The 26,960-nt window shown below is 53.9% G+C and carries 24 protein-coding genes and 1 tRNA gene; 21 read left to right on the top strand and 4 right to left on the bottom strand.

Annotated features, from left to right (window positions below):
- Positions 1 to 246 precede the first annotated feature (246 nt).
- The 3 genes from ACIRQ6_RS14380 (at position 247) to ACIRQ6_RS14370 (ending at position 2,488) form a co-directional block, all read left to right on the top strand.
- Entirely contained in the window at positions 247 to 1,098 is an 852-nt protein-coding gene (locus ACIRQ6_RS14380; RefSeq protein WP_420861294.1) for an FAS1-like dehydratase domain-containing protein, read from the top strand.
- Entirely contained in the window at positions 1,095 to 2,336 is a 1,242-nt protein-coding gene (locus tag ACIRQ6_RS14375) for a CoA transferase (RefSeq protein ID WP_420861293.1), read from the top strand. Before ACIRQ6_RS14380 ends, ACIRQ6_RS14375 begins: the two co-directional genes overlap by 4 nt.
- Before the next feature lie 76 nt (positions 2,337 to 2,412).
- A tRNA-Trp gene (locus ACIRQ6_RS14370) sits at positions 2,413 to 2,488 on the top strand.
- Positions 2,489 to 2,506: 18 nt separating this feature from the next.
- On the opposite strand, the gene ACIRQ6_RS14365 is transcribed toward ACIRQ6_RS14370, so the two are convergent.
- Positions 2,507 to 2,737: a DUF2061 domain-containing protein gene (locus tag ACIRQ6_RS14365; protein WP_420861292.1), complete on the bottom strand. Its 231-nt coding sequence runs from the start codon at positions 2,735 to 2,737 to the stop codon at positions 2,507 to 2,509.
- A gap of 123 nt (positions 2,738 to 2,860) precedes the next feature.
- Between ACIRQ6_RS14365 and ACIRQ6_RS14360 the strand changes: the two genes are divergently transcribed.
- The 11 genes from ACIRQ6_RS14360 (at position 2,861) to ACIRQ6_RS14310 (ending at position 18,038) form a co-directional block, all read left to right on the top strand.
- Complete coding sequence (locus tag ACIRQ6_RS14360) at positions 2,861 to 3,697, top strand: helix-turn-helix domain-containing protein (protein WP_420861291.1); 837 nt, start codon at positions 2,861 to 2,863, stop codon at positions 3,695 to 3,697.
- A gap of 54 nt (positions 3,698 to 3,751) precedes the next feature.
- A complete protein-coding gene (locus ACIRQ6_RS14355; RefSeq protein ID WP_420861290.1) occupies positions 3,752 to 4,672 on the top strand; it encodes a hypothetical protein in 921 nt (306 codons plus the stop codon).
- Between the two features lie 65 nt (positions 4,673 to 4,737).
- Positions 4,738 to 4,932, top strand: coding sequence for a preprotein translocase subunit SecE (gene secE / locus ACIRQ6_RS14350; RefSeq protein ID WP_420861289.1), 195 nt, complete (start codon positions 4,738 to 4,740; stop codon positions 4,930 to 4,932).
- A 223-nt stretch (positions 4,933 to 5,155) separates the two neighbouring features.
- Positions 5,156 to 5,689, top strand: a complete 534-nt coding sequence (gene nusG, locus ACIRQ6_RS14345) for a transcription termination/antitermination protein NusG (protein ID WP_420861288.1) — start codon at positions 5,156 to 5,158, stop codon at positions 5,687 to 5,689.
- A gap of 110 nt (positions 5,690 to 5,799) precedes the next feature.
- A complete protein-coding gene (gene rplK / locus ACIRQ6_RS14340; protein WP_420861287.1) occupies positions 5,800 to 6,228 on the top strand; it encodes a 50S ribosomal protein L11 in 429 nt (142 codons plus the stop codon).
- Between the two features lie 4 nt (positions 6,229 to 6,232).
- A complete protein-coding gene (gene rplA, locus ACIRQ6_RS14335) occupies positions 6,233 to 6,931 on the top strand; it encodes a 50S ribosomal protein L1 (RefSeq protein ID WP_420861286.1) in 699 nt (232 codons plus the stop codon).
- Positions 6,932 to 7,894: 963 nt separating this feature from the next.
- The gene (rplJ, locus tag ACIRQ6_RS14330) at positions 7,895 to 8,407 is read left to right on the top strand and encodes a 50S ribosomal protein L10 (protein ID WP_420861285.1); all 513 of its coding nucleotides are present in this window, start codon (positions 7,895 to 7,897) and stop codon (positions 8,405 to 8,407) included.
- A gap of 71 nt (positions 8,408 to 8,478) precedes the next feature.
- Complete coding sequence (rplL, locus tag ACIRQ6_RS14325) at positions 8,479 to 8,853, top strand: 50S ribosomal protein L7/L12 (protein WP_420861284.1); 375 nt, start codon at positions 8,479 to 8,481, stop codon at positions 8,851 to 8,853.
- Between the two features lie 263 nt (positions 8,854 to 9,116).
- Positions 9,117 to 13,253, top strand: a complete 4,137-nt coding sequence (gene rpoB, locus ACIRQ6_RS14320; RefSeq protein WP_420861283.1) for a DNA-directed RNA polymerase subunit beta — start codon at positions 9,117 to 9,119, stop codon at positions 13,251 to 13,253.
- Positions 13,254 to 13,304: 51 nt separating this feature from the next.
- Positions 13,305 to 17,555: a DNA-directed RNA polymerase subunit beta' gene (rpoC, locus tag ACIRQ6_RS14315; RefSeq protein WP_420861282.1), complete on the top strand. Its 4,251-nt coding sequence runs from the start codon at positions 13,305 to 13,307 to the stop codon at positions 17,553 to 17,555.
- Positions 17,556 to 17,621: 66 nt separating this feature from the next.
- Positions 17,622 to 18,038, top strand: a complete 417-nt coding sequence (locus tag ACIRQ6_RS14310) for a GNAT family N-acetyltransferase (protein ID WP_420861281.1) — start codon at positions 17,622 to 17,624, stop codon at positions 18,036 to 18,038.
- On the opposite strand, the gene ACIRQ6_RS14305 is transcribed toward ACIRQ6_RS14310, so the two are convergent.
- Positions 18,035 to 18,646 (bottom strand): LysE family translocator, encoded by a 612-nt coding sequence (locus tag ACIRQ6_RS14305; protein WP_420861280.1) that lies wholly within the window; start codon positions 18,644 to 18,646, stop codon positions 18,035 to 18,037. The genes ACIRQ6_RS14310 and ACIRQ6_RS14305 overlap by 4 nt on opposite strands.
- A gap of 188 nt (positions 18,647 to 18,834) precedes the next feature.
- Here ACIRQ6_RS14305 and ACIRQ6_RS14300 point away from each other — a divergent pair, with 188 nt between their 5' ends.
- From ACIRQ6_RS14300 to ACIRQ6_RS14290, 3 genes are read left to right on the top strand one after another with little or no spacing between them, the layout of a single operon-like run.
- Positions 18,835 to 18,960, top strand: coding sequence for a hypothetical protein (locus ACIRQ6_RS14300; protein ID WP_420861279.1), 126 nt, complete (start codon positions 18,835 to 18,837; stop codon positions 18,958 to 18,960).
- A gap of 53 nt (positions 18,961 to 19,013) precedes the next feature.
- Positions 19,014 to 20,411: a selenium-binding protein SBP56-related protein gene (locus tag ACIRQ6_RS14295; protein WP_420861278.1), complete on the top strand. Its 1,398-nt coding sequence runs from the start codon at positions 19,014 to 19,016 to the stop codon at positions 20,409 to 20,411.
- A gap of 21 nt (positions 20,412 to 20,432) precedes the next feature.
- Positions 20,433 to 21,083: a hypothetical protein gene (locus ACIRQ6_RS14290; RefSeq protein WP_420861277.1), complete on the top strand. Its 651-nt coding sequence runs from the start codon at positions 20,433 to 20,435 to the stop codon at positions 21,081 to 21,083.
- Here the strand turns inward: ACIRQ6_RS14290 and ACIRQ6_RS14285 are convergent.
- Positions 21,080 to 22,129, bottom strand: coding sequence for a zinc-binding dehydrogenase (locus ACIRQ6_RS14285; RefSeq protein WP_420861276.1), 1,050 nt, complete (start codon positions 22,127 to 22,129; stop codon positions 21,080 to 21,082). The genes ACIRQ6_RS14290 and ACIRQ6_RS14285 overlap by 4 nt on opposite strands.
- A gap of 173 nt (positions 22,130 to 22,302) precedes the next feature.
- Here ACIRQ6_RS14285 and ACIRQ6_RS14280 point away from each other — a divergent pair, with 173 nt between their 5' ends.
- Genes ACIRQ6_RS14280 through ACIRQ6_RS14270 form a run of 3 tightly spaced genes read left to right on the top strand, consistent with a single transcriptional unit; the run spans position 22,303 to position 25,141 of the window.
- Positions 22,303 to 22,677, top strand: coding sequence for a hypothetical protein (locus tag ACIRQ6_RS14280; RefSeq protein ID WP_420861275.1), 375 nt, complete (start codon positions 22,303 to 22,305; stop codon positions 22,675 to 22,677).
- Entirely contained in the window at positions 22,677 to 24,272 is a 1,596-nt protein-coding gene (locus tag ACIRQ6_RS14275) for a hypothetical protein (protein ID WP_420861274.1), read from the top strand. The genes ACIRQ6_RS14280 and ACIRQ6_RS14275 overlap by 1 nt, the downstream gene beginning before the upstream one ends.
- An 11-nt stretch (positions 24,273 to 24,283) precedes the next feature.
- Complete coding sequence (locus tag ACIRQ6_RS14270; RefSeq protein WP_420861273.1) at positions 24,284 to 25,141, top strand: DMT family transporter; 858 nt, start codon at positions 24,284 to 24,286, stop codon at positions 25,139 to 25,141.
- Here the strand turns inward: ACIRQ6_RS14270 and ACIRQ6_RS14265 are convergent.
- Positions 25,113 to 25,925 (bottom strand): glycosyltransferase, encoded by an 813-nt coding sequence (locus ACIRQ6_RS14265; RefSeq protein WP_420861272.1) that lies wholly within the window; start codon positions 25,923 to 25,925, stop codon positions 25,113 to 25,115. The genes ACIRQ6_RS14270 and ACIRQ6_RS14265 overlap by 29 nt on opposite strands.
- Positions 25,926 to 26,587: 662 nt before the next feature.
- Here ACIRQ6_RS14265 and rpsL point away from each other — a divergent pair.
- The gene (rpsL, locus tag ACIRQ6_RS14260; protein ID WP_009159145.1) at positions 26,588 to 26,959 is read left to right on the top strand and encodes a 30S ribosomal protein S12; all 372 of its coding nucleotides are present in this window, start codon (positions 26,588 to 26,590) and stop codon (positions 26,957 to 26,959) included.
- Position 26,960 lies beyond the last annotated feature (1 nt).

Below are 26,960 nucleotides of genomic sequence, written 5' to 3'. Positions count from 1 at the left end.
TCGATCTGGCTTTGTTCGATGCGTGACTAGATTTTTTTGCAAATAGGAAACACGTATCCACACCTAAGGGCTGCAAGTTTCGGTAACTGCGGCAATCTGACTTTAGGGTCTTAAGCCCCCGAAATCGCAGGTTTTCAATGCAATTGCATACCGCCGCACACAGCTAAGTCGTTATTTTTATTTGTTTTTATTCTGGTGAGAAATTATATGACGTAAAATAATTCAAATTAGAAAGATAATTGCGCAATGTATCAGGTGAATGCCGCAGCGTGGATCGGGACATCCCAGATCAGTGAAGGCTGTTTGACCCCGGCGATGTCGCAGATGTTGCAGGCAACGGTCACGCAATCATCAGATCCGGCCCCAGAGATAGGACAAACCATGCCGCATTTGTGGCATTGGGCCGCATTCAACGAGACTGTGCCACTTGCCGATTTGGCCTTGGATGGGCATCCAAAGTTGGGGGGATTTTTGCCGCCAATCGGTCTGGATCGTCGGATGTGGGCCGGGGGGACGCTGAAATTTATTCAGCCGTTGAACGTTGGGGATCTGCTCACCCGCCATTCAAAAATCACCAATGTGGTGGAAAAGCATGGATCTGCTGGGCCGATGGTTTTTGTGACCGTGGCCCACGACATTAAAGGCCCTGATGGGCTGGCTGTTCAGGAAACCCAAGACATCGTTTACCTACAAATTCCCGACACATTCTCGCCGCCAAAACCAGTGCCAGCACCGTCGGAACCAGAACTAGCACAAACCTATCCCGTAACCGAAACGCTGCTATTTCGGTATTCAGCGCTGACATTTAACGCCCACCGGATCCACTATGATTTGCCCTATGCCACTCAGGTCGAAAAATACCCAGGTTTGATCGTGCATGGGCCGATGCAGGCCACGTTGTTGATGGACATGGCCACTAGGGCGAAAGGATGCGCCCCGGACAGTTTCAAATTTCGCGGGATCCATCCGATGTTCCATTTCGAAGACCTTAGATTGATCGGTACATCGATCCAAGGTGGGCTGAGCCTGTGCACGGCGTCACCGCAGGGACATCAAGGACTGCAAGCAACGGCTCTTTGGGAGGAGGGAACACCATGACAGGGATTTTGACAGGAATGCGGGTTGTCGAAGGGTCGGCCTTTGTGGCTGTTCCGTTGGCTGGAATGACTTTGGCCCAGATGGGGGCCGATGTGATCCGATTTGACCGGATCGGTGGTGGCTTAGATGCAGGGCGTTGGCCGCTCGCACCAAATGGCAGCAGCCTGTTTTGGAACGGCATGAACAAAGGTAAGCGGTCTGTTGCGGTTGATATGAAGTCGCCGCGTGGAAAGGAATTGGTCACACAGATCATCACTGCCCCAGGAGAAGATGCAGGCATGTTCCTGACGAATTTGCGGGTGCGTGGCTGGATGGATCACGAGACACTGTCGCAGTTTCGTAAGGATCTGATCATGGTCACTTTGATGGGGGATCGCCATGGCAGGCCCGCTGTTGATTACACTGTGAACCCGTCCTTGGGGTTTCCGGCGATCACGGGGCCACAGGGCAGTTCTGATCCGGTTGCACATGCGCTGCCTGCTTGGGACTGTATCGCGGGAAATCTGGTGGTGGCGTCGCTACTGGCCGCAGAACGGCACAGGTTGCGGACAGGGCAGGGGCACGACGTTGAGCTGTCTTTAAAAGACGTGGCGGCGGCGATGTTGGGGCATTTGGGGATTTTGGCCGATGCGGAATTGGGAGGCACACGCCGGGAAAAGTCGGGCAACAGCCTTTATGGGGCTTATGGTCAGGATTTCGTCTGTGCCGATGGTCAACGGGTCATGGTGATCGGCCTGACTGACAGGCAATGGATCGGCCTTGTTAAAGCGACCGGAACTGGTGCCCAGATTGAGGCACTGGCCTCTGAAACCGGCCAAAATCTGCGCGACGAAGGTGTGCGCTGGAAACTGCGAGCCCGGATCACAGCAATCCTTGCACCGTGGTTTGCGGCACGCCGTGTCTCCGATTTTGAAGATCTTTTCGACCAGTCCGGCGTCACATGGTCTGTGTTTCGCGATTTTGAAGGGGCTATGCAGCACGACCCTGACCTAAGCGAGGCCAATCCGATGTTCGAACGGGTCCAACAGCCTGGATTGGGCAAAATACTGACGCCACGCTCGCCTGTCTCGTTTAAGGGCCAAGACCCGAAACGGGCAGAACCCGCACCGGCACTGGGTTTGCACACAGAAGAGGTCTTATGCGATGTTGTGCGCATGTCTGATACGGAGATTGCCCAGCTCTTTGATCAGGGGATTGTGCAGAGCCCGGCATACGCGGTCAAACGCCCTGCTGCCTAAGAGCCATAAAAACTGGGGAAACCGAAAAACCCCTCTTGATTCCAAAGCCGCGCTGTCATAACCCGAAGGCCGGCATAGGGGTTTAGCTCAGTTGGTAGAGCATCGGTCTCCAAAACCGAGGGTCGTGAGTTCGAGTCTCTCAACCCCTGCCAGCCGATTTCCTGAAAATGTTAGCGTTTGTTAGCGTGTCGTTCGATGTGATCTGCGCGGCCCCATCTGACTTTGGACCATGCCATTTCATGCAGGAAATAGGCCACAAATCCGGATGCTGCGCCGACCAATGCGATCCCGCTGGCAGCGGCAAAAGATCCAGTGAACAAAAACCCTACAATTGTCATCGTCACAAACCCCAACACCTGCCAAGTGATGGCTTTGCTAAAAAGTCGTAACGTACTGTCCATGGGGTTCCTCTGGGTATTTCTTGTCTTGCGCCAAGGCTTAGCGATCAATGGTTTATGTGGACATTAGGTGAATTTGCTGCGTTAACTATACAAAGTAGATTTAAAACAACATAAGAGATTAAAATGGACAAACGAGATCGATCTGATCTGTTTCGCAAACGTCTTGAGGATGCGATGGCCAAAGCTGGTGTGAGCCGCAGTGCTTTGGCGCGGATGACCCATGTAGATCGCTCGACCATCGGTCAATTGCTAAAGGATGATCTGCCGCGCCTTCCCAACGGGCAATTGCTGGCAGATGCGGCGTCCGTACTAGGGGTCAGTGCGGATTGGTTGCTAGGACTGACCCATCGGCCTGAGACCCCTGGCGATATTGTAGCAGCCGCGATGTCGCTTAGTCCTGCCGAGCGTATTTCGGCAGACGAGCAATTGTTGGAATGGCATCGCGAGGCAGCGGGTTACAAAGTGCGTCATGTACCGGCCACCCTGCCGGATATGCTCAAGACCCAAGCAATGTTGCAGTGGGAATATGCGGCCTTTCGGGAACGCCGTTTGCCGCAAGCGGTGTCGGCGATGCAAGATCAGATGGACTGGCTGACCTCAGGCGTGTCCGACTATGAAATCGCCTTGCCCCAGCACGAGATCGAAGCCTTCGCCACCGCCAGTGCCTATTATTCGCAAATCGATGATCAGATCCGCTTGGAGCAGCTGCATTTTCTGGCTGACACATGTGAGGCCATGTTCCCGCGTTTGCGACTGTTTCTATTCGACGCCCACCATGTATTCAGCTCGCCAGTGACAGTCTTTGGGCCGCATTTGGCGGTTGTCTACGTGGGGCAGTGCTATTTGGCTTTTCGCGAGGCAGAGCGGGTCAAATCCCTCACGGGTCATTTTGATTGGCTCGTGCGCGAGGCGGTGGTGGATGCGCGCGATGTGGCGTCATTTATCCGGTCGCTGATTTAGGGCCAAAGTGTATGCTGGACTTGCTACTGTTACCCCATGCTACAGGCCTAACCCATGTCTGATCCTTTGAACCCGTCTGCGTCCGAGAATATTTCGCTGCATATCGGGGCGCATAAAACCGCGACGACCCACCTTCAGCACAACCTACGGCGGCAAAGATCCGTTTTGCGTGACAACGGGATAGCGTTTTATGGACCAAGGGATCTGCGTAGCGCAAAACTTGATGTTAGGGGGCGTTTGGGGATTGGTCGCGCCAGTGACGAAGATCCCGCAAAGGTGTTTGCAGCCCTTAAGGGTGATGCCGCACGGCTGGTGCTTTCTGATGAAAACTGGATAGCCAAAGCCCATCCGCCGTCTCTGCCGCCCGATGCGCCGCTTTATGCACGGGCCACACAATATCTAGACCATTTTGCGCAAACCGCGCCGCAGGTTCAGTTTGATCTGTTTTTGGCCGTGCGGGACTACGCGCCGTTCTACCAATCGCTCTACTCTCAGATGTTCTATGGGGGCGAGTTTATCTCGCTGCCGGATTACATGGCTGCGCATGCCTACGAACCAATGACGTGGTGTGATCCTGTTCGGGCCTTAACCGCATTGCCTAATGTTGCGTCATTAACCCTGTGGCGCTACGAGGACTATCGCACAGTTGCGCCGCGTATTTTAAGCAGCCTGTTGGGCGAGGTTGCAGCGAAGCAAATTACATTGAATGATACGGTGCGCCATGGCGGGTTATCGCAACGCGCCGCAGCCGAGTTGTTGCAATTGGGCGCCCCAGCCGCCAGCGGTGCCCGCCGCGTTGACAAAAAGCTCAAGCGCCAGATTGCAGCGGAAGTTGCGTCAAAATTCCCAGCGGGCGAAGAATTCCCCAAAATATCGATTTGGAACGCAGCGGATCTTGCTGCCAGCAAAGCCCGCTACGCGCAGGATCTAGAGGTCATCAGCACAATGCCCAAGGTGACAATTCTGTGGGTTTGAGTTTGACGGCTTGAAAAACGCGTGGATGCGGCGTATCTGCCAATGAACAGTTTCAAGAGGGCGCCATGGCATCGGCAAATCCACTCCAGTTTATTCAGCAAGTCCGTGCTGAGGTTTCCAAGGTCACATGGCCCTCGCGTCGTGAAGTCCTTTTGACGACCGCGATGGTCTTTGTCATGGCCGTCATTACGGCAATCTTCTTTTTCTTTGTCGATTGGTTGATCCGGTCTGGCTTGGCATTGATCCTGACATCGTTCTAAGCCCTTTTTGACGGTGCTCAGGCGCGTGGGAAATACGCGCTGCACCGGCATAACCCCTTGAAAACAGTTCACCTGAGTTGTATTGCCACCTCACCGTGAATGATATGGCGTGCTTCGATTCGAGTTGCACGCCGCTTTTTATTTGGGACGGTAGCAGGTAACTGCTTGGAATACTTACACGAAACGGGTCACAACGATCCGGCTAAACGAGGGCTCTGACAGCATGGCGAAACGGTGGTACTCAGTGAGCGTTCTTTCGAACTTCGAAAAGAAAATCGCTGAACAAATCAGAACCTCCGTGATTGAGGCTGAATTGGAGGGCGAAATCGAAGAGGTTTTGGTCCCGACCGAAGAAGTCATCGAAGTCCGTCGTGGCAAGAAAGTGACGGCTGAACGTCGCTTTATGCCCGGTTATGTTTTGGTGCGGATGGAAATGTCCGATGAGGCGTATCACCTGATCAACTCGATCAACCGCGTGACAGGCTTCTTAGGTCCGCAAGGTCGGCCCATGCCGATGCGCGACGCCGAAGTGAACGCGATTCTGAACCGCGTCCAGGAAGGCGAAGAAGCGCCGCGTACTCTCATCAGCTTTGAGGTGGGTGAGAAAGTTAAAGTCAACGAAGGCCCGTTCGAGGACTTCGATGGCATGGTGGAAGAAGTGGACGACGAGAACCAGCGCCTGAAGGTAACGGTTTCGATCTTTGGCCGCGCGACACCAGTGGAATTGGAATTCACTCAGGTTACCAAGGAAATCTGATCTGAGTGCTCGCCGTGGGAGGGGACGCGCACGCGTGTGCCAAACCGTACCACGACAACGAAAAGGCAAAGGGTCGCGATCCTGCGCTGTTGAAAAATGGAGATGCCTAAATGGCTAAAAAAGTAGCTGGCACAATGAAACTGCAGGTTCCTGCGGGTCAAGCCAACCCATCCCCCCCCGTCGGTCCAGCATTGGGTCAACGCGGGATCAACATCATGGAATTCTGTAAGGCGTTCAACGCCAAGACACAGGAACTTGAGCCAGGTGCGCCTTGCCCAACCGTGATCACATATTACCAAGACAAGTCGTTCTCGATGGACATCAAGACGCCTCCTGCGTCCTACTTCCTCAAGAAAGCCGCCAAGGTAAAATCCGGTGCCACAACACCTAGCCGCCAAGTGGTCGGCACAGTGTCCGTAGCTCAGGTCAAAGAAATCGCAGAAGCGAAAATGAAAGACCTGAACGCCAACGACATCGAAAGCGCAATGCAAATCATCCTCGGGTCCGCCCGTTCGATGGGTATCGAGGTGAAAGGGTAGTATCATGGCGAAACTTGGTAAAAGAACCCGCGCTGCACGCGAAGCATTTGCTGGCAAAGCAGACGTTACAGTTGAAGAAGCCGTTGCACTGGTGAAATCCAACGCAACTGCGAAATTCGACGAAACTGTTGAAATCTCGATGAACCTTGGTGTTGATCCACGTCACGCGGATCAAATGGTCCGCGGTGTTGTTGGTCTGCCAAACGGCACAGGCAAAACAGTCCGCGTTGCGGTATTTGCCCGTGGTCCAAAGGCCGAAGAAGCCCAAGCCGCTGGTGCGGATATCGTTGGCGCCGAGGACCTGATGGAAATCGTTCAAGGCGGCAAAATCGACTTTGATCGCTGCATTGCAACACCAGACATGATGCCCATCGTTGGTCGTCTGGGTAAAGTTCTGGGTCCACGCAACCTGATGCCTAACCCAAAGGTTGGCACAGTGACGATGGATGTGGGCGACGCTGTCAAAGCGGCCAAAGGCGGCGAAGTACAGTTCAAAGTGGAAAAAGCCGGTGTTATCCACGCAGGCGTCGGCAAGGCCTCGTTTGACGAAGCCAAGCTGGTTGAAAACATCCGCGCATTTGTAGACGCCGTTGCCAAAGCCAAACCGGCAGGCTCCAAAGGCTCCTATATGAAAAAGATCGCTGTAAGCTCGACTATGGGCCCAGGTGTTTCTGTTGCAGTGGACAACGCCACAGGCAACTAAGCCTACGGTCTAAACTATAGTGTAAGGCACTCCTTCGGGGGTGCCTTTCTTTTTTGGGAAGGTTCATGCAACCACGTCTTTGGTCCGTTGTTGTGGTCTAGAGCGGATCCACAAATATCCGCGTGACAGACGATAGGCGCATTTGCTGCGGCCGGGCAAATGGCCGTTTGCGCCATCCGGAATTGAAAAACCCAATCACTGTTGCCCTTGACCAGCACTTTCTTTTTGCTGTTTTTTGACGGGGGGAGCAGCATCGCGTCGAAGGCAGTAAGAAAAGCTCGCAAAGTGTTTTTGGCGAATTTGAAAAGGGCGAGGAAAGCTCGGACACTTGTTTGATGAATTCAAGAAAAGGCGTTGAGTACCTAAGAAAGCAGTCAGAGCGGTTAGGTCAGGCGCTTTGTGTGTAGAGTCCCGTTCGAAAATCCCGCGCTGTGAGCGGTAATAGTCTTTCCAAAATCAGCCCGTTGGGTGCGAAACGGTGATTTGTGGAAGGTTATTTCGGGGATATAGTATCCTTTGGTCCCTCGCAGGTGCTTACAGTGCTAAGGGAAACACGTGGTGTCGGCGGGGGGGGATAGATCGCAGCAAAAATGGTCTTCACAACCCTTAGCCTGGGTCGTGGGTGCTGCCATATGATAAAGCGACGTGAAATTGCGTGGGCAAGGATGCTTAAATACCGCGCTATCTGCTTATGGGCTCTTCACATTTGCTACCATTCGAACTAACTAATCCTCAGCTCTAGAGCGCGTGATTCGTCTCGCGCTCTTTTGCGTTTCGTCCGAGACGGCGGGTTGGGGCCTTAAACCCCTTTAATTCCTGCCTGAGACGGGAACAGACCAAACATTCTGAGGGCTCTCTTTTTGCTCCTTGGCGGTTCGGGTGTCCCGTTGTTGATGGACCCAACCGCCGGAGTAATCCGGTAGACTGAGCCGGGGAATAAACCCCCCAAAACTGGAGAAAACTGTGGATAGAGCACAAAAAGAGAAAGTGGTCGAGGAACTCGGCCAAATCTTCGAAAGCTCTGGCGTCGTTGTGGTTGCCCACTACGAAGGCATGACAGTTGCCGAGATGCAGGACCTGCGCGCGAAAATGCGTGAAGTAGACGGGTCTGTGCGTGTCGCCAAGAACAGGCTCGCAAAGATCGCCCTGGAAGGCCAGCCCTGCGCAAGCATTGCTGACTACCTGACAGGCATGACCGTCCTTTCCTATTCCGAAGACCCGGTGGCTGCGGCCAAGGTCGTCGTGGATTACGCTAAAGAAAATGACAAGCTTCAGATTCTTGGTGGTTCCATGGGTGAGGATGCTCTGGACGTTGCCGGTGTGAAGGCCGTTGCAGCAATGCCAAGCCGCGAGGAGCTTATTGCCTCCATCGTGGGTTGTATTGGTGCCCCAGCTTCCAACATTGCCGGTGCGATTGGCGCCCCTGCTTCGAATATCGCCAGCATTCTTTCGACAATCGAAGAGAAGGCTGCGTAAGCAACTTGACTGTCTGACTAGGGTTGAACATCCGACGTTGGAACACATTTAATATAGAACGGAAAAAGCAAATGGCTGATCTGAAGAAACTTGCAGAAGAGATTGTTGGTCTTACCCTTCTCGAAGCACAAGAACTGAAAACCATCCTCAAAGATGAGTATGGCATCGAACCTGCAGCCGGTGGCGCAGTTATGATGGCAGGCCCAGCTGGCGACGCTGGCGGTGCTGCTGAAGAAAAAACCGAGTTTGACGTTGTTCTCAAGAACGCCGGCGCCTCGAAAATCAACGTGATCAAAGAAGTTCGCGGCATCACTGGTCTTGGTCTGAAAGAAGCCAAAGACTTGGTCGAAGCTGGCGGCAAGATCAAAGAAGGCGTCGACAAAGCCGAAGCAGAAGACGTGAAAGCCAAGCTGGAAGCAGCTGGCGCAGAAGTCGAACTGGCCTAAGTCGCTATTCAGGGGTTGCGCGCAGCCCTGCAATTTTCAGGCTGGATCCGGAGAAATTCGGGTCCAGCCGAACCTGTCTTAGAAGGGGCTTTTCGTCGAGCCCGCAAAAAGCCTCTTCTAAGGCGCGGTTCAATGGTCGGGTGATCGTCGGTGGGACGTCGATCTAGAATAGGCCGAACTGTTTCGTCTGTCTCAACTGGGTGCATCGCCGTGGCCCGACGGTAGGTGTGTCTGAATGAGAAACTTGAAAGGTGACATCGCACATGGCTACGTCCTTCCTAGGTCAAAAACGCTTGCGCAAATATTACGGCAAAATCCGCGAAGTATTGGATATGCCAAACCTGATTGAAGTCCAGAAATCATCATATGATCTGTTCCTGAAATCTGGCGATCAATTGGAACCATTGGACGGCGAGGGCATCAAAGGTGTCTTCCAATCCGTATTCCCCATCAAAGATTTCAACGAAACAGCTGTGCTGGAATTCGTGAAATACGAGTTGGAAAAACCGAAATACGACGTTGAGGAATGTCAGCAGCGCGACATGACCTACAGCGCTCCTCTGAAGGTGACCCTCCGTCTGATCGTGTTTGATATCGACGAAGATACAGGCGCGAAGTCTGTGAAAGACATCAAAGAGCAAGACGTGTTCATGGGCGATATGCCTTTGATGACACCGAACGGCACTTTTGTCGTGAACGGCACCGAGCGTGTTATCGTCAGCCAAATGCACCGTTCACCTGGTGTTTTCTTTGACCACGACAAAGGCAAAACCCATTCTTCTGGTAAATTGCTATTTGCTTGCCGCATTATTCCCTATCGCGGCAGCTGGTTGGACTTTGAATTTGACGCCAAGGACCTTGTGTTTGCGCGCATCGACCGTCGTCGTAAATTGCCCGTGACAACACTGCTTTATGCGCTGGGTCTGGACCAAGAAGGCATTATGAATGCTTACTACAACACCGTTGAGTACAAGCTGAAGAAGGGCAAAGGTTGGGTCACCAAGTTCTTCCCAGAGCGTGTGCGCGGCACCCGTCCACTGCATGATCTTGTTGACGCGGGCACTGGCGAAGTGATCGCAGAAGCTGGCAAGAAAGTAACCCCACGGGCGGTCAAGAAATTGATCGACGAAGGCAAAGTGACTGAATTGCTGCTGCCGTATGAGCAGATCGTTGGCAAATTCGTTGCTCAAGACATCATCAACGAAGAAAATGGCGCGATCTATGTGGAAGCTGGTGATGAGCTGACACTGGAGATGGACAAGGACGGCACCGTTATTGGTGGGTCTTTGCAGGAATTGGCGGATGCAGGCATCACAACCATTCCTGTGCTGGACATCGATAACGTCAATGTCGGTCCATATATGCGCAACACCATGGCTGCAGATAAGAACATGAACCGCGAAAGCGCGTTGATGGATATTTACCGCGTTATGCGTCCGGGCGAGCCGCCCACCGTTGATGCGGCATCCGCCCTGTTCGACACGTTGTTCTTCGATTCCGAGCGGTACGATCTGTCCGCCGTGGGTCGTGTGAAAATGAACATGCGTTTGGCACTGGATGCAGAAGACACTGTGCGCACCCTGCGCAAAGAAGACATCGTATCCTGCATCAAAGCGCTGGTTGAGCTGCGTGACGGCAAAGGCGACATCGACGACATTGACCACTTGGGCAACCGTCGTGTGCGTTCCGTTGGCGAACTGATGGAAAACCAGTACCGTGTTGGCTTGCTTCGCATGGAGCGCGCGATCAAGGAGCGTATGAGTTCTGTCGAGATCGACACAGTGATGCCGCAGGATTTGATCAACGCGAAACCGGCTGCTGCCGCTGTGCGTGAATTCTTTGGCTCCTCGCAGCTGTCTCAGTTCATGGACCAAACCAACCCATTGTCCGAAGTTACACACAAGCGTCGCTTGTCTGCGCTGGGCCCAGGTGGTTTGACCCGCGAACGTGCTGGCTTTGAGGTTCGTGACGTTCACCCAACACACTACGGTCGGATGTGCCCGATTGAAACGCCGGAAGGGCCGAACATTGGTCTGATCAACTCGCTGGCTACATTTGCCCGTGTGAACAAATACGGCTTTATCGAAACACCTTACCGCCGCGTTGTGGACAGCAAAGTCACTGACGAAGTGCACTACATGTCCGCTACAGAAGAAATGCGTCACACAGTGGCGCAGGCCAACGCAGCTTTGGATGAGAACGGCAAATTTGCCAACGATCTGGTCAGCACACGCCAATCCGGCGACTATCTGCTGCAATCGCCCGAGCATGTTGATTTGATCGACGTCTCGCCCAAGCAGTTGGTCTCGGTTGCGGCGTCTTTGATCCCGTTCCTTGAGAATGACGATGCGAACCGCGCCTTGATGGGCTCGAACATGCAACGTCAGGCTGTTCCACTTCTGCAAGCCGAAGCACCACTCGTGGGCACCGGCATCGAAGAAGTTGTGGCTCGCGATTCCGGTGCGGCCTACATGGCCAAACGTGGTGGTATCATCGATCAGGTCGACGCGACACGTATCGTTGTGCGCGCCACAGAAGATCTCGAGTTGGGTGATGCTGGCGTAGACATCTACCGTATGCGCAAGTTCCAACGCTCGAACCAGAACACATGTATCAACCAGCGTCCTTTGGTGCGGGTTGGTGAGCGTGTGACCAAAGGCCAAGTTATCGCCGATGGTCCATCCACGGATATGGGTGAATTGGCTTTGGGTAAAAACGTGGTCGTCGCGTTTATGCCTTGGAATGGCTACAACTACGAAGACAGTATCCTGATTTCCGAGCGTATCGCCCGTGATGACGTGTTCACATCCATCCACATCGAAGAATTCGAAGTGGCGGCCCGTGACACGAAACTGGGTCCAGAAGAAATCACACGCGACATTCCAAACGTTGGTGAAGAAGCGCTGCGCAACCTCGACGAGGCTGGCATCGTTTACATCGGCGCGGATGTTGAACCGGGTGATATCTTGGTCGGTAAGATCACACCAAAAGGCGAAAGCCCGATGACACCAGAAGAAAAACTTCTGCGTGCCATCTTTGGTGAAAAAGCCAGCGACGTGCGGGACACATCCTTGCGCGTAAAACCAGGTGACTTCGGTACAGTCGTTGAAGTGCGCGTCTTTAACCGCCACGGTGTGGAAAAAGACGAACGTGCTTTGCAGATCGAACGTGAAGAAGTCGAGCGTCTGGCCCGTGACCGTGATGACGAATTGGTCATTTTGGATCGGAACATCTACGCGCGTCTGTCTGGTATGATCTTGGGTAAAAAGGCCGTCAAAGGCCCCAAAGGCATTCCATCAAACGTCGAGATTACGCAGGACCTGCTGGAATCTCTGAGCCGCGGTCAGTGGTGGCAGTTGGCATTGGAAGACGAAAGTGACGCACAAATCGTCGAGGCTTTGAACGAGCAGTATGAGGCGCAGAAACGCACCTTGGATGCCCGCTTTGAAGACAAAGTTGAAAAAGTGCGTCGCGGCGACGATCTGCCACCCGGCGTGATGAAAATGGTCAAAGTATTCGTCGCGGTGAAGCGTAAGCTGCAACCGGGCGATAAAATGGCTGGTCGTCACGGCAACAAAGGTGTGATTTCCAAAGTTGTTCCAATGGAAGACATGCCATTCTTGGCTGACGGTACACCCGTTGACTTCTGTTTGAACCCGCTTGGTGTGCCTTCGCGTATGAACGTCGGGCAGATCCTTGAGACACATATGGGCTGGGCCGCGCGCGGTCTGGGCTTGAATGTCGATGAGGCGATTTCCGAGTACAAACGTTCCGGTGATCTTACGCCAGTGCGCGAAGCGATGGCTCTGGCCTATGGTGAAAACGTCACAGCCGAAGGTATCGACGGTATGGACGAGGACGAGTTGATCGAAGCGGCAAGCAATGTCACACGCGGTGTGCCAATTGCGACGCCAGTTTTCGACGGCGCGAAAGAGGCTGACGTGAACGACGCGCTGGTCCGTGCTGGTTTCTCTGAAAGCGGTCAGTCGGTGCTGTTTGACGGTCGCACGGGTGAGCAATTCTCCCGTCCGGTCACTGTAGGTGTGAAATACCTGCTCAAACTGCACCACTTGGTGGACGACAAAATTCACGCCCGTTCCACAGGTCCATACTCCTTGGTCACGCAACAACCGCTGGGTGGTAAAGCCCAGTTCGGTGGTCAGCGTTTCGGGGAAATGGAAGTCTGGGCACTGGAAGCTTACGGCGCTGCTTACACCTTGCAAGAGATGCTGACTGTGAAGTCGGACGACGTTGCAGGGCGGACGAAAGTCTATGAAAGCATCGTGAAGGGCGAAGATAACTTTGAAGCTGGCGTGCCAGAATCCTTCAACGTTCTCGTGAAAGAAGTCCGTGGCCTTGGCCTGAATATGGAACTCCTGGATGCGGAGGTGGATGAATAGGGCGCCTTGCGCCCCACCCATCCAACCTTCCCCTAATTTAAGGATCATAAAATGAACCAGGAACTGACAAACAACCCGTTCAACCCGTTGACGCCACAAAAGCAATTCGACGAGATCAAGGTATCTTTGGCCTCGCCAGAGCGTATTTTGTCGTGGTCATTCGGTGAGATCAAGAAACCAGAAACCATCAACTACCGGACGTTCAAGCCCGAGCGTGATGGCCTGTTCTGTGCACGTATCTTTGGCCCGATCAAAGACTACGAATGTCTGTGTGGCAAATACAAACGCATGAAGTATCGCGGCGTTGTCTGCGAGAAATGCGGTGTGGAAGTCACGCTGCAAAAGGTGCGTCGTGAACGTATGGGTCACATCGAACTGGCCGCACCCGTGGCCCACATCTGGTTCCTGAAATCGCTTCCATCCCGCATCGGTCTGATGCTGGACATGACGTTGCGCGATCTAGAACGCATCTTGTACTTCGAAAACTATGTTGTGATCGAACCGGGCCTCACAGATCTCACTTACGGTCAGTTGATGACTGAAGAAGAGTTCATGGATGCCCAAGACGCCTACGGTATGGACGCATTCACTGCGAACATTGGTGCCGAAGCGATCCGTGAAATGCTGCAAGCGATCGATTTGGACGCCGAAGCAGAACAGTTGCGCGCGGATCTGAAAGAAGCCACAGGTGAATTGAAGCCCAAGAAGATCATCAAACGTTTGAAGATCGTCGAAAGCTTTATTGAATCCGGGAACCGTCCTGAATGGATGATCCTGACTGTTGTGCCTGTGATCCCGCCGGAATTGCGCCCGCTTGTGCCTCTGGACGGGGGCCGTTTTGCGACGTCCGATCTGAACGATCTTTACCGTCGCGTAATCAACCGGAACAACCGTCTGAAACGTCTGATCGAATTGCGCGCGCCTGATATCATCGTGCGTAACGAAAAGCGGATGTTGCAGGAATCTGTAGATGCTCTGTTCGACAACGGTCGTCGTGGCCGCGTGATCACTGGCGCCAACAAGCGTCCGTTGAAATCGCTGTCTGACATGCTGAAAGGTAAGCAAGGTCGCTTCCGTCAAAACCTTTTGGGCAAGCGCGTCGACTTTTCTGGCCGTTCCGTGATTGTGACGGGGCCCGAGTTGAAGCTGCACCAATGTGGTCTGCCGAAAAAGATGGCGTTGGAGCTGTTCAAACCGTTCATCTACTCGCGACTTGAGGCCAAAGGTCTGTCTTCCACTGTGAAACAGGCCAAGAAATTGGTGGAAAAAGAGCGTCCCGAAGTCTGGGATATCTTGGACGAAGTGATCCGCGAACACCCAGTTATGCTGAACCGTGCGCCGACATTGCACCGTCTTGGCATCCAAGCGTTTGAACCTGTGCTGATCGAAGGCAAAGCGATCCAGCTGCACCCATTGGTGTGTTCTGCGTTTAACGCGGACTTCGACGGTGACCAAATGGCGGTCCACGTACCGCTGTCTTTGGAAGCCCAGCTGGAAGCCCGTGTTCTGATGATGTCCACGAACAACGTTCTGTCGCCGTCCAACGGTGCGCCGATCATTGTGCCATCGCAGGATATGATCTTGGGCCTGTATTACACCTCGCTGGAACGCGCGGGTATGAAGGGCGAAGGCATGGTCTTTGGCTCCATCGAAGAAGTACAGCACGCGCTGGACAGTGGCACTGTGCATCTGCATGCCAAGGTCAAAGCCCGCGTGCCGCAGATCGACGATGAAGGTAACGAAGTACAGCAAATCTTTGACACCACGCCCGGTCGTGTGCGTCTGGGTGCCTTGTTGCCGTTGAACGCAAAAGCCCCGTTTGAGTTGGTCAACCGCCTGCTCAAAAAGGGCGAAGTGCAGCAAGTCATTGATACTGTGTATCGTTACTGTGGTCAGAAAGAATCCGTGATTTTCTGTGACCAAGTGATGACCATGGGCTTCCGTGAGGCGTTCAAGGCGGGCATCTCGTTTGGTAAAGATGACATGGTGATCCCAGACAACAAATGGGAAATCGTCGATGGCGTTCGCGACCAAGTGAAAGAGTTCGAACAACAGTATATGGACGGCCTGATCACTCAGGGCGAAAAGTACAACAAAGTTGTCGATGCGTGGTCCAAGTGTAACGACCAGGTGACTGACGCGATGATGGGCACAATTGCGGCCATTAAGACTGACGAGAACGGTGTCGAAGCTGAACCTAACTCGGTCTTTATGATGGCCGACAGTAAGGCCCGTGGTTCGGTCACGCAGATGAAGCAGTTGGGCGGTATGCGCGGCCTGATGAACAAACCAAACGGTGAGATCATCGAGACGCCTATCATCTCGAACTTTAAGGAAGGCTTGTCCGTTCTTGAGTACTTCAACTCGACCCACGGTGCCCGTAAGGGTCTGTCGGATACGGCGTTGAAAACTGCGAACTCTGGTTATCTGACACGTCGTTTGGTTGACGTCGCTCAGGACTGCATCGTGCGCATGCACGACTGTGGGACCGAGATGGCGATCACTGCTGAAACCGCTGTGAACGATGGTGAAGTTGTTGCCCCAATCGGCGAACGTGTTCTGGGCCGTGTGGCCGCAGATGACGTGTTCAAGCCGGGCACGGATGAAATCATCGTCTCCAAAGGTGAGTTGATCGACGAGCGCAAAGCCGACGCGATCGAGGAAGCAGGCGTCGTGTCCATGCGGATGCGCAGCCCACTGACCTGTGAGGCCGAAGAAGGCGTTTGCGCAATGTGCTACGGTCGTGACTTGGCCCGCGGTACACTTGTAAACCAAGGCGAAGCTGTCGGTATTATCGCAGCCCAGTCCATTGGTGAGCCGGGTACACAGCTGACCATGCGGACCTTCCACATTGGTGGGGTTGCGCAGGGCGGTGGTCAACAATCGTTCTTGGAGGCTTCTCAGGAAGGCAAAGTTACCTTCGAGAATGCTCAGTTGATTGAAAACGAAGCAGGCGCGCAAATCGTCATGGGTCGTAACATGAAACTGGCCATTGTTGGTCCTGATGGCGACGAACGTGCCAGCCACAAAGTGGGCTACGGCACTAAGTTGTTGGTCAAAGAGGGCGCGGACGTTGGCCGAGGTGACAAGCTGTTTGAATGGGACCCATTCACATTGCCAATCATCGCCGAGATGGCCGGTACTGCGAAGTTTGTCGATCTGATCAACGGTATCGCTGTGCGCGAAGACACCGATGATGCGACAGGCATGACACAGCGTATTGTGACCGATTGGCGTGCTGCACCAAAAGGCAACGAGTTGAAGCCAGAGATCTTGATCGCTGGTCCAGACGGCGAGCCTGTGCGCAATGAAGCTGGCAATCCTGTGACATACCCAATGTCTGTGGATGCGATTTTGTCCATCGAGGACGGCACCGAAGTGAAACCAGGTGATGTTGTGGCGCGTATTCCGCGTGAGGGCACCAAAACCAAGGACATTACTGGTGGTCTGCCACGTGTGGCCGAATTGTTCGAAGCCCGTCGTCCAAAAGACCACGCAATCATCGCAGAAATCGATGGCTATGTGCGATTTGGCAAGGACTACAAGAACAAGCGTCGCATCGCGATTGAATCTTCGGAAGATGCCGACACCAAGGTCGAATACATGGTGCCTAAGGGCAAGCACATTCCAGTTCAGGAAGGTGACTTCGTTCAAAAGGGCGACTACATCATGGACGGCAACCCAGCGCCGCACGACATTTTGGCGATTATGGGGGTCGAGGCTTTGGCCGACTACATGATCGACGAAGTGCAGGACGTGTACCGCTTGCAAGGTGTGAAAATCAACGACAAGCACATCGAAGTCATCGTGCGTCAGATGCTCCAGAAATGGGAAATCTCGGACAGTGGTGACACGACATTGCTTAAGGGTGAAAACGTCGACAAAGCCGAATTTGACGAGGCAAACGCCAAATCAATCGCGCGCGGTGGACGTCCAGCCCAAGGTGGCCCGATCCTGTTGGGTATCACCAAAGCATCGTTGCAGACACGTTCGTTCATTTCGGCGGCATCGTTCCAAGAAACCACACGGGTTCTGACGGAAGCCTCGGTTCAGGGCAAGCGCGACAAGTTGGTTGGTCTGAAAGAGAACGTCATCGTGGGTCGTTTGATCCCGGCAGGTACTGGCGGGGCAACCCAGCAAGTGCGCAAAGTGGCGTCTGATCGTGACAATGTGGTGATCGAAGCCCGCCGTGAGGAGGCCGAACAAGCCGCCGCGCTGGCAGCTCCGGCCCCTGAAAGCGACGTTGTTGGTGGTGGTGAGTTCGATAACATCATCATGGAAACCCCCGACAGCCGTGAATAAGCGTCTGATGATATGATTTGAAAAGGGCCCCTGCAGCAATGTAGGGGCCTTTTTTGTTGGAAGGTAATGATGTCACTTCATATTAAGCCAGTCCCTGTTGATGAGGTTCTAGAGCTCAGGCAGCGCGTCTTATGGCCGGAAAAATCGCTGGAGTCCGTGCGCGTTAACGGGGATGCGGCAGCCTATCATTTGGCTGCGTTTCAGGATCAGATTGTCGTCGGTGTGGGGTCTTTCTACACTGATGGAGCAGGCGCGCGTCTGCGTAAACTTGCTGTCGAGCCATCGTGTCAGGGCAAAGGGATTGGGGGGCAACTGGTCCAAACCGGTGCAGCGCACCTGCGAGAGAACGGCATTGAAGTGCTGTGGTGTGACGCCCGACAGACGGCATTGGCGTTTTACCGGGGGCTAGGGTTCACCATCGACCCAGAGGCGTTCACGAAGTCTGGGCTACCTTACCACAGGGCTACTTTGTCCCTCACTTAGGCCACTGCCATCCACCCGCCACCGACCACCAAAATGGCGGCCAAGCTTCGGTTCATCATCATCACTGAGCGCGGCGAACGCGTCAGGCGACGTAACTGAGCGGCAAGGCCGACGATCATCAGTGCGGCTGTCGCCTCGGCCAAGAATGTTGTGGCGCTGATGATAAAAAAGCCGGGCATTTTGATGGCTGTGATGTCCATCACTTCGGGCAACAGCAGAGGGAACAGGACCAGCATATAGGGCGATGTGATGCAGGTGGTAAAGCCTGCAACAATAGCCAGTCCCAAACCCGACCTAGCAGGCGCTTCAACCGATCCAAGCGCCTCGCGTTTGCCCCACATATCCCGCGCAATCCATAGAATATACGCTAGCATCACGTACTTGGAGTAGTCCAAAACGGCAGGTACTTCGGTGATCCAGACCGACAGTCCAAAACAGACCAAAGCGATGATTGTGATGCTGCCCAAGGCGGCCCCAATGGAAAACCCGATTGCCCCGGTGACGTCGTTACTGGCAGCCCGGGTCATCAAAAGTAACAACATCGGACCAGGGGCCACGGCAATGGCGATGAGGGCGGTGTAGTAGGAGGCCAGATCAATAAGCGACATGAATTTCTTCCCTAAAATAGCGTGGTTCAAGCGTTAGGGTTGGGTCCGAATACTGGCATCTCCCAAATTGGGTATGGGCCTTCAGAAACCGCTCAAAGGTCTGGAATACCCCACCTCGAAACAGGCGATTTAAGCCGAAATAGGCCGGTTCAAAAAAACTCTTCCCAAATGTCTGACATTTGGGCATCATGAAACTACTTCAGGGATGGTCTGCGGATTCTGTGCAGACATCACCATCCCATCGCAGCTATTTTGCTGACATCAATGCCCGAGGCACACTGGCCTCTGACGATTGGCCCAATGCGGCCTTATAAACATAGATCCCAGGCAAACTGGGGCGCTTCTGTTCAAATTCTGGGAGGAAATTATGAACCTAAGACCTGATCCGACGTTTCACGCGTCGCCCAAGCTTGCCATGCAAGCCCCTATCGAAAACTATGCCTTCACTGTGATGCTTAGCCCCGATGGCAGTCAGTCTGACGGTATAGCGGTTGTAGACCTCAAGCCGGGCTCTGACACATACGGCCAGATCGTGCACCAAGTCATCGTGCCCAACAAAGGCGACGAATTTCACCACTTTGGCTGGAACGCCTGTTCTTCGTCCTTATCGCCCTTGACGGGCCACGCTTTCCTAGAGCGCCGTTATCTGATCGTGCCCGGAATCCGCTCGTCCCGCATCTATGTGATTGATGTGAAGGACCCTCTGAAGGCCCATATTCACAAGACGATTGAACCGGAAGAGATTTTCGCCAAGACCGGATATTCCCGCCCACATACGATCCATTGCGGTCCTGAAGGCATTTATGTCTCGACCCTTGGCGGTGGTGGCGAGGACGGCACAGATGGCCCTCCCGGTATCTTTATCATGGATTGCGAGACCTTCGAGATCATTGGCCAATACGAGATGGATCGTGGCCCGCAGGACAAGCACTATGATTTCTGGTGGAACCTACCGCAGGATTACATGGTCAGTTCCGAATGGGGCCTGCCACCGCAGTTTGAAAACGGTGTGGTGCCAGAGGATCTGCTGTCTAACAAATACGGCCACTCGATCCACTTTTGGGATCTGCGGGCGCGTAAGAACATTCAAACCATCGACTTTGGTGAGAACTACCAGATGGCTCTGGAAATCCGCCCTGCTCATGATCCAACCAAGTCCTACGGGTTCTGTGGTGTCGTGGTGGATACAACCAACCTGCAGGGCGCGATCTTTACATGGTGGCGCGATGACGATGGCACATGGCAGGCCAAAAAAGTGATCACAATCGATCCGCGGCCTGAAAAACCCGAGAACCTGCCGCCCTTGTTGCAAGGGTTTGAGGCCGTGCCACCACTGGTCACCGACATCGATCTCAGCCTTGATGACAAGTACCTCTATGTGGCGTGCTGGGGCTTGGGCGAGATGCATCAATACGATGTGACCGACCCGATGAACCCTAAACTGGTGGGCAAAGTGGAAGTCGGTGGTATCGCCAAAGGCGAGACACACCCCAACGGCAAGCCCTTTGTCTATGGCCCGCAAATGGTCGAGGTCAGCCGCGATGGCAAGCGGGTCTATTGGACCAACTCGCTCTATTCCACATGGGATGATCAGTTCTATCCCGATGACGAAGGCGGACAAATGGTCATGGCCAACAACGACGAAAACGGCTTCCATCTGGACAAGGATTTCTACATCGATTTCCCGAAAGGCTACCGGTCGCACCAGATCCGGCTAGAGGGCGGCGATTGTTCCACCGATAGCTTCTGCTACCCTTCGGTCTAAGTGCCGATTGACATGACATCGATGGCGGCCCTTTGGGGGGCCGTCATTTTTTCTGGCATCTATCATGGGATCAACCCCGGGATGGGCTGGCCACTGGCTGTCTCGGCGGCTTTGATGGAACAGCGCGCCAAGGCATTGCCCAAGGCGCTGGCCATGCTGGCGGCAGGGCATTTCATGGCCATGATTGCGATCCTTCTACCGTTTTCGATGATGATGTTTCTGGTCGAATGGGAGACCGAAATAAGGGTTGGCGCGGGCCTGCTGGTCATCGCCATGGGCGTTTATCTGGTCATCAACCGGCGACATCCGAAATTCCTGGCCCGCGTGCATCCGGCGCGTTTGGCGTTATGGTCTTTCCTTGCGGCCATGGCCCATGGGGCAGGGTTGATGTTGGTGCCGATCTACCTTGGGATTTGCGCGATCGCACCTGATGACACAGGCCATTTAGCAGCTGAGGCCTTGATGCAAAATAACATCACCGTGGCTTTCCTTGTGGCGCTTGCGCACACAGGTGCGATGACCTTAGCGGGCGGGATTATCGCGTGGATCATTTACGTTTGGTTGGGTTTGAAATTCCTGTCCAAGACATGGTTCAACCTTGACCTGATCTGGGCGATCAGTCTGATCATTGTAGGTGCGTTTGGGATTTATGCCGCGCTCTACGGGCATTAACTTACAAAATTGTCGATCACTGTGATGCCTGCGGCTTGGCTATGGTCCATCGCCTGTAGGGCCGCTCCGACCTTAGACAAAGGAATGGTTTGGGTGACCAATGCGCCAAGATCCAATTGCCCCAAAACCGCCATATCCAGCAGCGTTTTGAAACCATCAGCCCCAAGACCACGCATGCCGTAAAGACTAAGCTGACGGGAATAGACCAGATCGAGGAGGGGCAAGGAGACGGTTTCGTGCATTCCCACAGGCATGCCGATTTGCACATGTCGCCCAAGCTTGCGCAAGGACCGCAGCGAATTGTCAAAGGTGGCCGTGACCCCCAGCGCATCCACGGCCACATGGGCCCCGCCGCCCGTCGCATCGCGCACGGCCTCGGATACATCGGCGACCTCGGCTGCGTTGATGCAAATATCAGCCCCAAGGTTTTTGGCGAGGGTCAACGCATCGGCCGAGACGTCGACGGCCACGATCTGCGCGCCAATCGCCACGGCCAACATGACCGCCGACAATCCAACGCCCCCGCAGCCATGGATCACCACCCATTCCCCGGGTTTCAATCCGGCACGATCGTTCAAGCCCCGCCACGCGGTGGTTACACGGCAGCCCATGCCAGCCGCTTCGTTAAACGAAATTGGATCGGGCAAGTGGACCAGATTGAAATCTGCGGCCTGTACTGGCACCCGTTGAGCAAATGCGCCCCACTGGGTGAAACCGATCAGCCTTTGGTCATCACAAATCGTTGGTTGACCGGTTGTGCAGTCAGCGCACTGACCGCAACCCAAGATAAACGGGGCCGTGACCCGGTCGCCTTTGCGAAACTTGGTACACTCGGGCCCCACTTCGGCAACGACGCCAGCAAATTCGTGGCCCATTACATGAGGCAGCCGCAAATCGGGATCCGCACCAACCCATGTGTGATGATCCGAACGACACACGCCGCATGCCTTCACCTCCACGATCACGCCGTCGCCGGGACAAACGGGATCCGGCAAGGTCTCGATCAAAATCTTTGCATTGGGACGGTAAAGAACAGCAGCTTTCATAGCGGTCTCTTTGGAGTGTGTTTGACGGTTTAACCCTAGTGACACGGCGCATCCCAGCGCGGATCAATATCGACAAATTCCGGTTGGTTTCAGACAAATCGCCCATGGTGTTCTGACCAAAGACAATCAAAGGCTGGTGGTCGTGTGTATTGGTCTGGCGAGGTTACCAAAGATTGAAGTCGTCTTGGAAGTTGGTAATGTATTCAAGTCAGACGTTAACCAAGCAAGGGATTTCATCATTTGGCATGGGAACAGTGATGACCATAGCAACGGGATTATTCCATGTGCTCGATAACCGGCTAGAGCGGTTGGTATTTGGGAAAGAGGCCACTAAGGGCCCTTCGCGTGTTTTGGTGTTGAAGGGGTGTTTAGGTGTAGCGCTGTGTATCGGATGTCTTTTGATTTTGCTGATGGCGCCAGGCTTGCTTGGCCAGACACTGCACGTTCTGATTTTTCTGCCTGTCTTGACCCTGCTTTTGGGGCTGATGATCTATTTTGCAAAGAAAACGGGCGATTTTGTTTTGAGTAATAAGAAGGATACAGAGTAATGGCCGCAACTTGGGGTATCGCAGACAATTCTGAAACGCTGATTTCTACCGACAATGGTGTCCTCAGCACCCAGCTGGATTTCACGCTGTCGCAACCGGCGCTCTGGTCGCAATTGGTTGGGGCTGGTTTAGATCCTTTTTCCGTGACGCAAAGTCTGGGGGCGGAATATACGCGCGGCAATGGCATCAACGGCGGCTCTATCGGCTTTGAAACCCAAGTCGATATCGAAGACGGCCAAATCACCAGTGTTAATCAGGTCATGCTATCGGGAAGCATCGCAGCGGGGTTTGTCGGGGGCAGTTTTGATATTACCTTGGTGCGGGATGCCAATTCCCCAACAGGGTTTTCTGTCTCTGAGGTGAACGGCTTCTCAGGGCTGAACATCATTTTGGGAGAGCAAGGGCAACTGCTGGGTTTGACAGTCGGTCAAACAGCGGGAGTTCAAGCAGGCTATTTCTTTGAATGGAATGAAACCTCTGGTTCCAATGCCACTGTTGGAATCGATATCAGCGCGAGCCAAGGTCTTGTGCTGGGCAGTTTGGATGCGTCTGGTAGCCTAAGGGTCAGCCCTGCGGATTTATTCCGTGATATTTCGGACCTCAGCGTCGAACAGCTGACGGACCTCTATCTACATGCCTATGATACGGGCATTAATCCCTTAATCGAGCCAAGTACCTTGCAGCAAGTCTTGATCCCGCTCATCGGTTTGCTGGAGTTGCTCAATCCGTCTGCTGAACGCAGGATAGAAGCGCTAGATCGGTTTTTTGCTGAAGTTGGGATAGAAAAGTGCTTTAGCGCAGGTACATTGATCGATATGTGGCCGCGGGATCTCGACCTCGAACCTAACGCCGAAGGGCATTACGATCTGGCAACAGTTATCCCGCTGATTTGGACCAAACCCATAGAAGAAATTGTGCCAACGGACATCGTTGTGTCCTTCACCGCAGAGGGCAATCTCGTCCCCGGCAAGGTTTCACGCATATTTACCAACAAGGCGATCCTATTACTTGATTATTTTGGAACAGGTGTCACCCCCGGACACGTCTATTACCGCCCCGACAGCAAACGCCCAAGCAAATTTGAAGCGCTAATTGATGTTTTGCGGGACGATGGCATCCTGGAGCGTTCTGATGGTGTGCATATTCGAGCGGCCACAGGTGGTCAGGTGGGCTCTGTCGAAGACGGGTTTGTTTGGGCAGTTGCTGGCACCATGGGCCAAGATGGTTCTGTTGTCGTCGTGGACAAGCGACGCTTGCGGCTAGGCACACGGATCGTCACTGAAGATGGATCCAGTGTCTCGATCGGGGATGCGATTGCGAGTGCGGGCGGGGTCGTTACCGCCGACGAACTTATTGCAGACGGCACCGGCGAAAAGCCGTTTTACTGGTCTTTTGGACCTAAATTGCCGTTGCCTGAGGATTATATCCTGCAACGCTCGGGGGTGACGTTAGAAGATATTTACCGTGCCGCTGAATGGGAGGTTCGTCCCCATATGCCGCCCCCGCTTGTTTTGGATGGTGGCCCGGTGCAGCCTTTGGACCCTGCTGAACGCGAAAAGATGGCAGCCAACGTACCAGAATTTCTGAAAGGCTAGGTCACCCAGCTATGTCCGAAAACACCAAAGGGGCGGCATTCATGGTTTTGTCCATGTCCGCCTTCACACTGAATGATGCCTGTTTGAAAGGTTTGGCAGGTGAAGTGCCCTTGTTCCAAGCGTTGTTTTTGCGCAGCATTGGCACTGTAGCGATGTTGGGGGTGATGTGTCTGGCTATGGGCCACTTCAAAAAGGCAGGCAGCGCGCAGGATTGGAAGTTAATTCGGTGGCGCATGTTGGGCGAGTTGGGGGCGGCTTATTGCTTTGTTCAGGCACTCTATAATATGCCCATTGCAAACGTATCGGCGATCCTGCAATCCCTGCCGCTGACTGTCACGTTGGCAGGCACCGTGTTTTTGGGCGAAGTCGTTGGCTGGCGGCGACTATTAGCCATTGGCATTGGCTTTGCTGGGGTGATGTTGATCGTGCGCCCCGGCACCGACGGGTTTTCCAGCTACTCGATCTATGCGCTGGGCGCTGTGGCTTTTGTTACATTGCGCGACATCATGGCCCGTAAAATCGGCAAGGACATCCCATCGGTTTTGATTGCCTTTGTCACATCCGCGGGGGTTCTGGCCTTTGCGGGGTTGGGGACATTTACAGAAAACTGGGCTGTGATCAAGCCGGCGTCATGGACCATGCTGGCGGGATCTGCCACCTTCATTCTGGGGGGCTATGTGTTCAGTATCGCGGCCATGCGCCATGGGGAAATTAGTTTTGTTGCACCGTTTCGCTATGTCTCGCTACTGGTTGCGCTGATATTGGGGGCCGTGTTTTTCAGGGAAATCCCAGATGCGTTGATGATGATTGGTGCGGGGATCGTGGTCGCCACGGGTCTGTTTACGCTTTATCGTGAGCACCGGACATAATCTGGCGCACGGAACTTGCATCCACGCCAAACCGCTGGTGTAGCATTTTTTCTTCGACCTCTAAGGCCAAAGGCATGCCCGCCTCATGGGCCGCACCGCGCATTGAATCGTTATGGGCGTGTTTGGAATTGAGGTACATCGCGCTGTCGCTGAAACTGAGCACAGGCATCTTTTCAGGCAGCTTGTGATGGCCGTAGGTCAAGATTGTGCGCTTGGGATTTGGTGGCGCAATGATCGACAGGGCCACCCCAAGACAAGGGCGCAGGGCAGGGGCCAGATGCACGCCTTGTGGCGACAGCTCTACATAATGGCCCTGCATGAAATCGAGGCCAACATAGGGATGCACGAGGGTCAAAGGCTGCACCGCTAACGCCGCCAGCCGCGTGCGTTCGACAAAATCCACTGCAACAGCGTCATCATCGTCGAGGCGGAACTGGATCGAGGGCGCATCGGGATTAGGGAGTTGTGCCAGCACTGCCTCATGCATCGCTGTTCGGTGGCGCATGGGGGGCATTTGAACGATCACGGCTTGGGGGATGTTAGCTAAAAGGCTTTGCAAGCGGGTGAAAGCGTTCGCAGGCAAGGCCTCCCCCGTCACCACCACCAATCGAAAGTCAGGATCCGTTTGCAGCCGCAAAGCAGGCAGGGTGAGCAGTTCAAAGTGCTTGAACCTTTCTTCCAGCCGCTTGGGGCTGTACAGGTAATCGATACGGGCCTGCGTGTCCGGATGATTGATCTTGAACCCGCCCAAGGCAGGGTACGAAAACCGAATGAGACCAATCATCTGCATGGGGCTAGGCTAGGTCATATCCTTTTCAGCAGCAACCAGCGCAAATATAGCGCGCTGTATTGGTTGAGAAGAGTCGTTAAAAGAAAGCCAAAAGCCAATGTATTTGACGTCATCACCCGTTGGACAGATTTGGGGAGTTTGGCGGTGTTGGATGAAGAAAGCCTTGCGATCCTATGGTATGATACAAATGATCATCCAGAGATGCTGCCGAAAATGACAGCCAGTCTAATCCTATGATGCCTTCTGTTCTACGGAGCGGTCAATTAAGAACCTGCTGGGGCAAACGCCTTGGATCATTGGGGCGTCTTTAAAAAGTGCGGGATGGTTGCAGGGATCGCGGCGGTCAGGGTGTTGGGCATATGGCTGCTCGCCCCCTCAAATGGGCAATCCTTGTGGCGCTGTTGACACCTATTCCGACTCCCCGTATAGAGCGCCCACTCGGGTAGGGCGTAGTGCGTCTTGGACCTGTAATTCATAGTCGAAGTGATCAAGAACCGGACTAATGCTGTCTTGTTCCTCTGTAACCTCACCGCACCATTCCTCCGGTAAGGGAATGACTGCGGAATTTTTGTGCTTTTGTGGACGCACAAAGGCTTTAACGAAACCGCAGACCTCAGGGTTTGCAACACATGTGTAGGAACGGGGAACAAAGCCCAATGCCAACAATCCAACAGCTGATCCGCAAACCGCGCCAGCCAAAACGTAAGATTTCCAAGTCGCAGCACTTGGAGCAATGCCCACAAAAACGTGGCGTTTGCACACGCGTTTATACAACGACACCGAAAAAGCCGAACTCGGCGATGCGGAAAGTTGCCAAAGTGCGCTTGACCAACGGTTTCGAGGTTATCTCGTACATCCCGGGTGAAAGCCACAACCTTCAGGAACACTCTGTGGTTCTGATCCGCGGCGGTCGTGTAAAAGACCTTCCGGGTGTCCGTTATCACATCCTGCGCGGTGTGTTGGATACCCAAGGCGTCAAAGACCGTAAACAACGTCGTTCGAAATACGGCGCCAAGCGTCCTAAGTAAG

This window comes from Algirhabdus cladophorae, assembly GCF_044772865.1.
Classification (GTDB): Bacteria; Pseudomonadota; Alphaproteobacteria; order Rhodobacterales; family Rhodobacteraceae; genus Algirhabdus; species Algirhabdus cladophorae.
The sequence above is the reverse complement of the archived record's forward strand: the minus strand, read 5'-3'. Positions and strand labels throughout refer to the sequence as shown.